The 12216-nt window shown below is 65.0% G+C and carries 13 protein-coding genes; 3 read left to right on the forward strand and 10 right to left on the reverse strand.

Annotation, left to right across the window (positions count from 1 at the left end; all coding sequences use genetic code 11):
* The first annotated feature begins 7 nt into the window (after nt 1–7).
* Complete coding sequence (locus tag AABD04_RS15730; RefSeq protein WP_341441731.1) at nt 8–1477, forward strand: sensor histidine kinase; 1470 nt, start codon at nt 8–10, stop codon at nt 1475–1477.
* Nucleotides 1462–2124 carry a response regulator transcription factor gene (locus AABD04_RS15735; RefSeq protein ID WP_341441732.1) on the forward strand — a complete coding sequence of 221 codons (663 nt, stop codon included), beginning with the start codon at nt 1462–1464 and terminating at the stop codon, nt 2122–2124. Before AABD04_RS15730 ends, AABD04_RS15735 begins: the two co-directional genes overlap by 16 nt.
* A 34-nt stretch (nt 2125–2158) precedes the next feature.
* On the opposite strand, the gene AABD04_RS15740 is transcribed toward AABD04_RS15735, so the two are convergent.
* Complete coding sequence (locus AABD04_RS15740) at nt 2159–2614, reverse strand: hypothetical protein (RefSeq protein ID WP_341441733.1); 456 nt, start codon at nt 2612–2614, stop codon at nt 2159–2161.
* Nucleotides 2615–2870: 256 nt separating this feature from the next.
* Here AABD04_RS15740 and AABD04_RS15745 point away from each other — a divergent pair, with 256 nt between their 5' ends.
* Nucleotides 2871–4181 (forward strand): D-alanyl-D-alanine carboxypeptidase family protein, encoded by a 1311-nt coding sequence (locus AABD04_RS15745; RefSeq protein WP_341441734.1) that lies wholly within the window; start codon nt 2871–2873, stop codon nt 4179–4181.
* Here AABD04_RS15745 and yhjD read toward each other — a convergent pair whose 3' ends face one another.
* The 9 genes from yhjD to AABD04_RS15790 form a co-directional block, all read right to left on the reverse strand.
* Nucleotides 4182–5201, reverse strand: a complete 1020-nt coding sequence (yhjD, locus tag AABD04_RS15750; protein WP_243594820.1) for an inner membrane protein YhjD — start codon at nt 5199–5201, stop codon at nt 4182–4184.
* Between the two features lie 114 nt (nt 5202–5315).
* Entirely contained in the window at nt 5316–6356 is a 1041-nt protein-coding gene (gene trpS / locus AABD04_RS15755; protein ID WP_243594819.1) for a tryptophan--tRNA ligase, read from the reverse strand.
* Nucleotides 6357–6399: 43 nt separating this feature from the next.
* Nucleotides 6400–7206 (reverse strand): exodeoxyribonuclease III, encoded by an 807-nt coding sequence (locus AABD04_RS15760; protein ID WP_341441735.1) that lies wholly within the window; start codon nt 7204–7206, stop codon nt 6400–6402.
* 66 nt (nt 7207–7272) lie between these two features.
* On the reverse strand, nt 7273–8175 hold the full coding sequence (yidC, locus tag AABD04_RS15765; protein ID WP_341441736.1) for a membrane protein insertase YidC: 903 nt from the start codon (nt 8173–8175) through the stop codon (nt 7273–7275).
* Nucleotides 8176–8238: 63 nt separating this feature from the next.
* Complete coding sequence (locus AABD04_RS15770; protein ID WP_341441737.1) at nt 8239–8574, reverse strand: DUF6412 domain-containing protein; 336 nt, start codon at nt 8572–8574, stop codon at nt 8239–8241.
* A 62-nt stretch (nt 8575–8636) separates the two neighbouring features.
* Nucleotides 8637–8921 carry a DUF6412 domain-containing protein gene (locus tag AABD04_RS15775; protein ID WP_341441738.1) on the reverse strand — a complete coding sequence of 95 codons (285 nt, stop codon included), beginning with the start codon at nt 8919–8921 and terminating at the stop codon, nt 8637–8639.
* A gap of 40 nt (nt 8922–8961) precedes the next feature.
* A complete protein-coding gene (locus AABD04_RS15780; protein WP_341441739.1) occupies nt 8962–10392 on the reverse strand; it encodes a DUF4153 domain-containing protein in 1431 nt (476 codons plus the stop codon).
* Nucleotides 10393–10479: 87 nt separating this feature from the next.
* Entirely contained in the window at nt 10480–11454 is a 975-nt protein-coding gene (locus AABD04_RS15785; RefSeq protein WP_341441740.1) for a HAMP domain-containing sensor histidine kinase, read from the reverse strand.
* A complete protein-coding gene (locus AABD04_RS15790; RefSeq protein ID WP_341441741.1) occupies nt 11451–12125 on the reverse strand; it encodes a response regulator transcription factor in 675 nt (224 codons plus the stop codon). Before AABD04_RS15790 ends, AABD04_RS15785 begins: the two co-directional genes overlap by 4 nt.
* Nucleotides 12126–12216 lie beyond the last annotated feature (91 nt).

The following is a 12216-nucleotide window of genomic DNA, read 5'->3' on the forward strand; positions in this document are numbered from 1 at the left end:
CCACGTGATGCGGACGCGACTGCTCGCCCTACGCCCGACGAGCGCCCGAAGCCGCATCCTCTCGTGGGTCCTTCTGCTGGTGCTGGCATCTCTGGCAGCCGTCACCGTCACCACCTGGCTGCTCATGATCCGTGCGACCGACAATCGCATGCGCGAATCGCTGCGCACCGAGATCGCCGAGTTCACCACCCTCACCGACGCAGGCGTCGATCCGGGAACCGGTGCACCGTTCGACGACATCGACGACGTGCTCCGCGTGGTGATCACCTACAACCTCGCTCGCCCCAACGAGAAATTCCTGGGCTACGTGGACGGTACGTTCGCCGTGCAGAGCAGACAGCAGGCACCGGTGCGTCTCTCCGACGACACCGGCTTCACCGCCGAGGTCGGCACCGTCACCGCGCCCGTGGAGGGTTCGTATTCGAGCGCGGCAGGTGAGGTGGTGTACCTCGCGGTGCCGGTCTCCCTGGCGGGCGGCCCGGTGACCGGGGTCGTGGTCGCCGCCTACTTCGCCGACCAGGAACGCGCCTCGGCGAACGAGACCGCGACTCTGATGCTGGTCGTCGGCGGCGTCACCTCGGTGCTGGCGGCAGTGGGGGCGTGGTTCGTCGCGGGCCGCATCATGTCGCCGATCAGACACATCACCGCCACCGCCAGAACGATCACCGAAACCGACCTGTCCGGCCGAATCACCGACGCCAGAACGACAGGCCGAGGCGACGACATAGGAGCCCTGATCGACACGCTGAACTCGATGCTCGACCGGCTCGAGTCCGGCGCGGCGAGCCAACGTCGATTCCTCGACGACGCAGGCCACGAACTCCGCACTCCCATCACCATCGTCCGCGGTCATCTCGACGTGCTCGACCACGGCGACCCCGTCGACGTTCGCGATACCGTCGCGCTCGTCGACGACGAACTCGATCGGATGAACCGACTCGTCGCCGACTTGTTGCTGCTCACCCGGGCCGATCAGACGAGCTTCGTCACGCCCGTGGACACCGATGTCGACGCGCTCACTCGAAGCGTGTTCGACAAGGTGACCACCCTCGCCGACCGGGAATGGGTGCTGGAGGCGAGCGCAACCGTCCATGCGCCGCTCGACGCGCAACGACTGACCCAGGCACTGCTGGCGTTGGCGGACAACGCCACTCACCACACGATGCCCGGCAGCCGCATCGGTATCGGTTCACAACTATCCGACGGCGACATCCGGTTCTGGGTCACCGACTCGGGCCCGGGAATCGAGCGCGACGAGCAGGAAAGAATCTTCGAGCGCTTCGCCCGCGGTCGAAACGGAACCAGACGCACCGAGGGCGCGGGGCTCGGATTGTCCATCGTCACCGCCATCGCACAGGCCCACCGAGGACGGGTGAGTGTCGGCAGCGCACCGGGGCACGGGGCCACGTTCACGATCACGATTCCACTGACCGATTCCCTACCTCCGCAGAAGGATCGACCATGGCCCGCATCCTGATCGCCGAAGACGAACCTCGTATCGCCTCGTTCGTGCACAAGGGGTTGCGAGCGAGCGGTTTCAGCACGACGACGGTCTCCGACGGCAGATCCGCGTACGAACACGCCCGCAGTGGTGACTTCGATCTGGTGGTACTCGACATCGGTCTGCCGATCATGGACGGCTTCGAGGTACTGCAGCGGTTGCGTGGAGAGCACTGCGAGATACCGGTGATCGTGTTGACCGCCCGCGACAGCGTCCAGGACGTGGTGTCCGGTCTCGAGACCGGTGCCGACGACTACATGGCCAAGCCGTTCCGATTCGAGGAACTGCTCGCGCGTATCCGAGTTCGCCTGGGCACCAAGCGAACCGTCGACACCACCCAGCTCAGCATCGGTGACCTCACCCTCGACCTGCGTACCCGGCGAGCAGTGGTCGCAGACCGGACCGTCGACCTCTCGGCCCGCGAGTTCGCCCTGGCCGAGACCTTCATGCGACACCCCGGCCAGGTCCTCTCGCGGGAACAACTCCTGTCGCAGGTGTGGGGCTACGACTTCGACCCGGGCTCCAATGTCGTCGACGTCTACGTCCGCTATCTACGAGCGAAATTCGGTGCCGAAAAAATCGAGACCGTTCGCGGAATGGGATACCGACTGTCGGAAACATGAGCGGCGTCGGGCGGGGCGACGCCGCTCACCGGTCTCAGTCGTCCCGGCCGTTGTCGTCGTCCAGATCGTCGTCGTTGTCGTCGTCGTCGTCGTCCAGATCGTCGGCGTCATCGTTCCGGTCGTCCCAATCGTCGTCACGATCGTTCCGGTCGTCCCAATCGTCGTCGTCACGACCGTTCAGGTCGTCGCTGCGGTCGTCCCAGTCGTCGTTCCGGTCGTCCCAATCGTCGTCACGACCGTTCAGGTCGTCGTTCCGGTCGTCCCAGTCGTCGTAGCGGTCGTCAGGGATCTGCGTCGGAGCCGGCGGCTGCGCTGGGACTGCCGGCTGGACAGGAACCGGATCGGCGACAGGCTGCCGCTGTTCCACCGAGATCGAGGACGGCCGCTGCTGAGTGGGGTCGTCGTCGGCGATCGCGAGTGCGCCGACGCTTCCGAGAGTGACGACAACGGCTGCTGCGCCGACGATCAAGAACTTCCCTGGCATTCTCATGACTGCTCCTTCGATCCGGGTTCTGTGGGCCACCTTTTCGGTGATGACTCAACGATGGCGGTCGAACGTGAGAAGCGAAGGAGCACAACATGAGCGAGTTCTCATACTGGATACGGGGCGGGTTCCGCGACGCGAGGGTCGACATTCGACCGTTGCCGGTGACGATGTCGAGACCAGAACCGGAGCGGTCGTTGGAGTGGTGCTTGCCGGTGGGTCGCCACGTCGACCGACCCCCGAGAGCCTATGGTGATTCGCGATGAAAAGGATCAGAGTGTGCGTGGCCGTATCGGCGGTGTCGATGGTCCTCGTCGGCATCGGTAGTGGACCGGCTCTCGCGCAGCCTGCCGCCGAGCCACCCGTCGCGACGACGACACCGCCGTTCACGACGCCCGACACCGACAGCTGCCCGTTCGCGGCGTCGCCTCCCCCTGCGATCGACCTGTCCGAGGTCCCTGCACCGGGAAGCACTGCTCCGCAGCCGCTACCGATCCCCGCAGAGGCCGTCGGCGGCGATCGACTCGCCGAGTGCGGCGCAGTGCTACCGGACGGTGCTCCCCCACTGCCTGCAGATATCTCGGCCACCGGCTTCGTGGTGGCCGACATGGACTCCGGTTCCGTTCTGGCCGCCAAGGATCCGCACGGGAGGCATCGTCCGGCGAGCACCATCAAGGTGCTCCTCGCGATCGTCGCTCTGAACGAGCTGGACCTGAGTACCCAGATCACCGCGACCGCCGAGGATGCCGATGCGGAGGGCAGTGCCGTCGGCATCGGAAAGAACGGCGCCTACACCAATCTTCAATTGATGCAGGGTCTGGTGATGGCCTCGGGAAACGATGCAGCGCATGCGTTGTCGAGGCAGTTGGGCGGAGACGCGGCCACGGTGGAGAAGATGAATGCTACGGCTGCCGAACTGGGTGCACTCGACACTCGCACCGCCACGCCGTCGGGTCTCGACGGTCCCGGCATGGCGAGCTCGGCCTACGATCTGGCCCTCATCTACCGAGCGGCCATGCGTAATCCGACCTTCGCGCAACTGATTTCGACCGAGACCGTTCAGTTTCCCGGCTACCCGAGGGATCCTACGATCCCGGACGACCAAGACCGGCCCGGGTTCACCCTCTCGAACGACAATCAGCTGCTCTACAACTACGAGGGAGCACTCGGCGGCAAAACCGGGTACACCGACGATGCTCGCCAGACATTCGTCGCAGGAGCTGAGCGGGGCGGTCGACGTCTCGTCGTGACGATCGTGAAAGGCGATGTGCTGCCGATCCGGCCGTGGGAGCAAGCGGCCCGCCTGTTGGACTACGGGTTCGCGCTCGATTCGAGCCGCGGCGTAGGCGAACTCGTGGAGCCGCAGTCGACGTCCGCGGTGACGAGCACACGCGCGCCCGAGGCCACGCCGACTCTGGCCCAGCCGCCCGCATCGGCCTCGGGGTCGAGCTCCCGCCAGTCCGAGATGCAGGCCCAAGGCGACACCGTCGTGCGCATCGCGATAGGTGTCATCGGTTCGATCGTGGTGATCGGGCTGCTGTGGGGAGCTCGACGGCTTTCGCGCAACCGCTGATCAGCGGCGTCTGTTGCGCAATCCCGCGACACCGAGTGCAGCGAGGGCACCGGCACCCACCAGCGCCAGCCCGCCCGTCACGCCCGGTCCTTCGCTGACCTCGACCCTGGTGTTGATCACGGCCGGTTCCGGTGCCGGAACATGTGCTTCTGCGAGGCTTTCGCGCGTCGTCGCAGCGAACGCCGTGGAGAACAGCACCAGCCGTGACGTCGTGAAGACGAACACCAGCAGACCGATGATCGGTCCGAAAACCACGCCAGCGGGGCCACTCGTCACCGACGCCAGGTAGATGGCACCGAGCTGCTTGAAGATCTCGAACCCGACGGCTGCCAGCAGAGCACCTTTGGCTGCACTGCGCCACGACACGGGCTCGCGCGGCAGCCGCGAGATCACCCAGGTGAACAACGCCCACGTGCCCGCCAACGCCAGGAGAATCGAGAACACACGCAGTGCGATACCGACTCCCGGAACGGAGTCGAGATTGGCCCACTCGAGAATGCTGCGCATCACATCACCACCGGCAAGCGCCGAGAGCGCCAGCGACAACACCAGTGCAGTGCCCAGCCCGAGCAACGCGGCGAAGTCCTTCGCCTTGGTCGCGAGAAAACCGCCCTGCTCGTGCTGGCTCTCCCACATGGCGGTCAGTGCCTCCCGCAGGTTGGCGATCCATCCGAGACCTGCGTACAGAGCGCCGAGCAGACCGATGATGCCGACGCTCGTCCGCGATTCGATGGCCGTCTCGATCAACGAACTGATGGTCTCACCGAAGCTGCCGGGCACGTTCTCGGCAACCTGGGACTGGATCTCGGCAAGCCACTCGGGCTGACTCGCCAGCACGAAACCGGCGACCGCAAAGGCGACCATCAGCAGCGGGAACAACGCCAGCACACTGAAATACGTCATGCCTGCCGCGTAGTAGTCGCCCTTCTGACCCTGATATCGCTGCGCCGCAACGACGGTGTGATCGAGCCACGGCCACCGGTTGCGCCGGTCGTCGAGCATGGCCTTGAAATCTGGCATGGCACTCACCTTCTCGCTGTCGTCGGCCGCTGTCGGATCGTGTTGCCACGGTGCTGCACTTCGATACGCCGTTTCGCGAAGGACTGCACGGCGACATCCAGTGTGTCGTAAATGCTATGCGCCCGGAGGCAGGAAACCCACCCGGTCGTAGACCTGAGCAAGCGTTCGACCCGCAACTTCCCTGGCTCGATCCGCACCGGCCGCGAGGATGCGATCGAGTTCGGCGACGTCGGACATGAAGCCGTCCATCCGCTCGCGCAATGGAACTACGAATTCGGTCAGGACGTCCGCGGTGTCGGACTTGAGGTCGCCGTATCCCTTACCCGCGTAGCCGGCCACGAGATCCTCGATACTCGTACCTGACAAGGCAGACTGGATGACCAGCAGATTACTGACCCCCGCCTTGTTCTCGGTATCGAACACGATGTCGCGTTCGTTGTCGGTCACCGCCGAGCGAATCTTCTTCGCCGACACCTTCGGGTCGTCGAGAATGTTGACGATGCCCGCCGGATTCGACGTGGACTTACTCATCTTCGCGGAGGGATCCTGCAGATCGAAGATCTTCGCGGTGCCCTTGATGATGTGCGCATCGGGCACGACGAACGTCTTCTTGAACCGAGTGTTGAAACGCTGCGCCAGATCACGAGTCAACTCGAGGTGTTGCCGCTGATCCTCGCCCACGGGTACCAGATTCGGCCGGTAGAGAAGGATATCGGCGGCCTGCAGAATCGGGTAGGTGAACAGACCGACGCTCGTGTGATCGCGACCTTGCTTGGCGGACTTGTCCTTGAACTGCGTCATCCGCGCCGCTTCGCCGAACCCGGTGATGCAGTTCAGAACCCACGCCAACTGCGCATGCTCGGGCACCTGACTCTGCACGAACAGCGTCGACTTCTCCGGATCGATTCCCACCGCGAGCAACTGCGCCGCGGCCACTCGGGTGCGGCGACGAAGCTCCTTGGGATCCTGGGGAACGGTGATCGCATGCAGGTCCGGGATGAAGTAGAACGCGTCGAACTCGTCCTGCAACTCCACCCAGTTCCGCACCGCACCCAGGTAGTTACCGAGATGGAACGAATCGGCAGTCGGTTGGATGCCGGAGAGCACCCGCCGACGCGGACCCTGCGGAGTGTCGATGGAGTCGGAAGAAGACATACCGCAATCTTTTCACGACCCCGTCGACGCCCACTTCCTGGCTCTAGCGGTAGCGCACTGTCACCGGAGCGTGATCGGACCACCGCTGGTCGTACGCCTCCGCCCGCTCCGTGTTCGCTTCCTTGGCGCGCTCGGCCAGATCACTCGTGGCCAACTGATAGTCGATCCGCCAGCCGGCGTCGTTGTCGAAGGCCTTGCCGCGGTAGGACCACCAGCTGTACGGACCGTCGACGTCCGGGTGCAGCGCACGTACGACGTCGGTCCAAGGAGCCTTCTCGGCGAGCAACCGCGTCACCCATTCGCGTTCCTCGGGCAGGAAGCCGGAGTTCTTGCGGTTGGTCTTCCAGGCCTTGAGATCGGCCTCGGTGTGAGCGATGTTCCAATCGCCGCACACCACCACGTCCCGGTCGTCGGACTTCGCTGCCTTGGCCGTCTTGGCCAGGTATTTCGCGAACGCCGCCATGAAGCGTTCCTTCTCGTCCTGACGCTCGGTACCCACCTCGCCCGAGGGCAGGTACAGGCTCGCGACGGTGATATCGCCGAAGTCGCCTTCGATGTAGCGACCGGCATCGACGAATTCGGCGGCCCCGATGCCGGTGCGAATCGCATCGGGAGCCGCCTTCGACAGCAAGGCCACCCCGTTGCGTCCTTTCGCCGACGGCTCGGCCGAGGCCAGATGCCAGCCCGCATCGAGGGCCGGGGCCAACGCCTTCGTCAGTTCCCCGTCGTTGGCACGGGTTTCCTGCAGGCAGATGACGTCGGCATCGGTGGCCTCGAGCCACGGCAACATGCCCTTACGAACAGCTGCGCGAATTCCGTTGACGTTGACAGTGGAAACAGTGATCGGCACGCCGACGACGGTAGCGGAGCCCCCCGACAGACGGCGGGCCGCCTACCGGTGGGCGGCACTGGCCCGTCACCGACGCCTGGGCTTGGCCCCGGGCTTGGGCGCAGTGACCACCGATGTCACCTCCGGCACTACCACTGGTTCACGATCGATGCGCCGGTAGACGACGTGCTGTTGGACGTAGGTCCAGATGTTGTTGCTGACCCAGTACAGCAACACTGCGACCGGAAGCACCGGCCCACCGACGAGCACGCCTGCCGGGAACACCCAGAGCACGAGCTTGTTCATGATCGCGGTCTGTGGGTTGGCGAGCGCCGCTGCGTCCTGCCGGGCGACGGACGCCCGCGAGTTCAGGTGCGTGGCCACCGCAGCGACGATCATCAGAGGGACCGCAACGAACGCGATGCTCCACACCGACGGCACTCCCCCGAACGGACCGAAGGCCTCGAGCACCTCCCGAGAACTGTTGACGGCAGCCGAGATCGGCGCACCGAAGAGCCGTGCGTCGAGGAAGGACTGCACATCGGCGGCGCTGAAGACGTAGTTCGCGGTGTTCGCATTCTCCTGCGCCGTCATACCGAGATGACCGAATCCGGTTCCGGTTCGGTTGAACGAGCGCAGCACGTGCAGCAGACCGATGAACACCGGGCCCTGCGCCAGCAGGGGCAGGCACCCCATCAGGGGGTTGAAACCGTGTTCCTGCTGCAACTTCCGCATCTCGGCTGCCTGCCGAGCACGGTCCCCCGAGTACTTCTTCTGTACGGCCTTGATCTGTGGTTGGAGTCTTTTCATGGCGAGCTGAGAACGAATCTGACTGACGAACGGCTTGATCAGCAGCAAGCGCAACGTGAAGACCAGGAATATCACCGCCAGGGCCCAGGCGAACCCGTTGTCGGGGCCGAGCACGGACCCGAAGACTCTGTGCCAAAACCACAACACCGCGGATACGGGATAGTAGACGAAATCGAGCATGGTGGAGCACCTCACTGTGAGAGAAGTCGGTCGGTTGGCGTCTCGACCGGATCTCGCAGTGGCTCAGGAGACCTGGAGCCACCGGTCCGGTCCGCGGACCGGACCGGGGGCTCTGGGCATGGGGCGACCTGGCGCATCGGGTTGCTGTTGCCTGCGGAACGATCCCCGAAGTCGCCGCCCGTCCGCGCCTGCAGCGCACGACAGCGGTGCGATCACGGCGAGGTCGGACGGCGCACCGAGCACGACCAGGGATGCCGCGACCAGCGCACCGAACATCGCTATCTGTGCGGCGGGTTGGGCGTCGACGACGGCGAAGACGACGAGCAGGACGGCGAGGACGCCGACCAGCGTCCCGGCGTAGCGTCGAATTGCCAGGTGAAGGGTTCGAGAGTCGAGCATCTTCGGTTCCTTGTCACAGCCTCGCGGACAACGGGTTGCGAAGGCGTGGGGGAACTTTCGAGTTACAGTGCCCCCACCAGTGCACCGGGTGCGCGGGGTTGCGGGCGGCCCGGAGCATCCGGGCGATGTTGACGCCGGAACGCACCTCGACGGTGGCGTTCCTCTGCGGTGGGGCCGACATTCGGCAGTAGGCGCAGCAGTGCCGGCACATCGACCCGGTGCGCGAGCACCATCAGCGTTGCCAGCGCCGCGACGAGGATCAGCGCCACGTCTGCGGTTGCGGTCGGCATCGTCAGGTACAGCGACACGAGAAGCAGCGACGTGACGACCATGCTCTGATATCTCATCCCGCACCTCCCTGACGTGTCACCGAACCCGAGTCGTTGCTCAGGGTACAGATATCGACGGGTCTGTGCACCACTGCCATGTGTTGCCCACTCGCACCACGCCGCGGCCTTGTACACACGCTCGCGTGAAGTCTGGCAATCGATCCAGTTCCGCGTCGGCGTCGGACGACAACCCACTCAGATAGAAGACATCGATACGTCCGGTCTGCTCGAATCGCTCCACGTTGTGCCGTGCGATGTACGCATCCGGATTCAGAGCCGCCAGCGCGAGCACGGTGAGAACCGCACCGACTCCCACAGCTCTCGGTAGCCAGCGCCCCGACATCCGCACGCCCGACACCAGAACCAGTACGAACACCGATGCCAGCCACCACTCGACGGCCGTGACGAACAACCTCAGCGTCGTGTAGCCGTACTGCTGCTCGTACAACGACATTCGATGCAGGGCCGACGCAACGATCACCAACGACAGCAGGCACAGCGCTCCGAGTAACGCCCGCAACGCAATTCGATCTCCCCGGTCTTCTCGCCGAGCCTTCGCGACCGTGACCGCGATGACGAGCAGTGTCAGTACCGTGACCGCGAGCAATTGCCAGAAGCCCTGCCGGGCATATTCGGCGTTGGTCAGCCCCTCGGTGGTGCGGACGTGCCCCTGCCCACCGAACAGCGTAGGCACCTGGAACCCGACGAACACGACGAACAGGGCCACCACCGCCCCGAGAGGAACCATCCACTCCCACAACTGCACTGTTCGACGCGGCGTCGGTGCGAGGCGATCGAACCGAGGCGGATGCAGCGCGACGTAGGCGACGGCGAGCGCACCTGCTGCGGTGAGCAGGAAAACGAGAATGCGACCGACGACGGACGCGGCATCGAACTCGGGTGTCACCGCGCCCAGCGCATCCGAGAAACGCTTGTCGGCCGCACCGAACAACGCTGCGAACACGACGAGGAGCGCGATCGTGACAATGGAGACCATGCCGATCCGCACCGGCCGTGGCCCCTCCAGATCGATCGAACCGGCTCCGCGCCCGGTCCACCGAGCCACGCGCACCGGCAGAAACACCGGTAGTAGACCGCCGAGTGCGATTCCCGTCCACGTCCAGGCACGGGAGAGCACCACCACTGCGACCACGATGGCGAGCGTCGTCGACATCGTCACGATCCACTCGGCCGCTCGCAGCGCAGACACGCTCGCCAATGCCAGCACTCCTGCCACCCCTGCCCATTCCCACCGCGAGAGCCTGCCACTGCGCGCTGCGAGCACAACGATCACGAAGGCCAGGGCAGTGATCAGCACACCGAACGTGTTGTCCACCAAAGTCACTGCTCCGATGAGCCCGGCAACAGCGGACCCGACCAGTGCCACACGGGGGGCCTGCGCATACCGCAACACCGGCCAGGTGCGAGGCCCCCAAAAAGAGTGACCGTGCTTCGCTGTCGGATGAATCGGAGTGTCGATCGTGGTCATGGCGCTTCCTTTTCTGTGTTTCGGGCATGGAAGGTCAGCGGCTGCGGTCCGGGAACGTGCAGTCGCGGTTCGGATGGATCGAGAAAGTCAGTGCTCGGGGATGGCCACTCTGATGTGGCAGCCGAATTCGCTGTCGAGAACCTCGATGGTTCCGCCGTGCAGTTCGGTGGCCCAGCGGGCGATGCCGAGACCCAGACCTGTTCCGCCGTCGGTGGATCCGCCGCGAGTGAATCGGTCGAACACCGCATGGCGATCGGCGAGCGCGATGCCCGGGCCCTGGTCGACGACGTCGAATGCGTACGCTCCGCCGATTCGATGGGCCCGCAGCGTCACGGTGCTCGCATGGGGGGAATGCCGCACGGCGTTGTCGACGAGGTTGGTGATCACCTGTGTCATGCGAGATCGGTCGGCCACGACTGTCGAAGCGCCCGGCGAGACGACGATCGACACTCGTTCTCGGTGAACGGAGGTCGCATCCTCGAGGAATTGCCGCACCGCGAACTCCTCCGGGTCGATGGTGAGCACACCGCCCTCCACCCGCGACAGGTCGAGCAGTTCGCTGACCAGGTCTCCGAGTCTTTCGGTTTGGCGCAGCGCCACCGACAGTGTCGCGGGATTCGCGTCGGTCACCCCGTCGACCATGTTCTCGAGCACGGCACGCAGGGCAGCGATGGGCGTCTTCAACTCGTGCGAGACGTTGCCGATGAGTTCGCGGCGGTACTTCTCGGCGGCTTCCAGATCACTCGCCATGGTGTTGAACGCCGTCGCGAGCTCGCCCACCTCGTCCCTGGACGTTGCCCGCACTCGCGTCGAATAGTCGCCTCGCGCCATCGCTGTGGCGGCCGAGGTCATCTCGCGCAGCGGTGACGTCATCCCGTGGGCGACGAATTGTGTTGCGACCAAGGACACGACGAGCGCGGCAAGGAGGGTGTAGCGAAATTGCCAGCCCGCCCCGATCCAGAAGACGACACTCGCGAGCACAAGCACGATGCCCACGACGAGCGAGACCTTGAGCTTGAACGACCGCAACGGATCCAACGGGCGCGGCAGCATGCGCGTCATCGCGGCGACTCCACGGCGTAGCCCACGCCGTGCACGGTGCGGATGAGCTCGCCACCGAGTTTGCGACGCAACGCTTTCACGTGAGAATCGACCGTCCTACTGCTGGCCGAATCGTCCCAGCCCCACAGTTCCGACAGCAGCGTCTCGCGCGAGACCGCAGTGCGCGGCCGAGCGGCAAGATAGGCGAGAATGTCGAATTCTGTTCTGGTCAAGTGAATGTCACCGGAGGAATTGGTCACCCGCCGTTCCCGGTGATCGATCTGCACGTCACCGACTCGAACCGCGAGGGGTTCTGCAGCCACCGAACGCTCGGCACGCCGAACCAGGGCATGCACGCGAGCGACCAACTCGCGCATACTGAACGGCTTACCCAGGTAGTCGTCCGCGCCGACGCCCAGGCCGACGAGCATGTCCGTCTCGTCGGACTTGGCGGTCAACATCAGCACCGGGACCGGGCGGGAGGCCTGGATACGGCGGCACACTTCGAGCCCGTCGAACCCGGGCAGCATCAGATCGAGCACCACCACGTCGGGATCGATCCGGGCGCACGCGTCGACGGCAGACGGGCCGTCGGCGGCGGTGACGACCTCGTACCCCTCGCCGCGCAGCCGAGCGGCGACGGCCTCGGAGATCGTGGGCTCGTCGTCGACGACAAGAACTGTGCGGCTCATGAGAACTGACCCTAGAGGGCGCACGTGGAGGAGCCCGTCGGGAAATGTGGAGGTTCGGTGAAGGTTGGGGCCGAAGTTCTACATCGCGTCG

The sequence above is a fragment of the Rhodococcoides navarretei genome (assembly GCF_038069675.1).
Classification (GTDB): domain Bacteria; phylum Actinomycetota; class Actinomycetes; order Mycobacteriales; family Mycobacteriaceae; genus Rhodococcoides; species Rhodococcoides navarretei.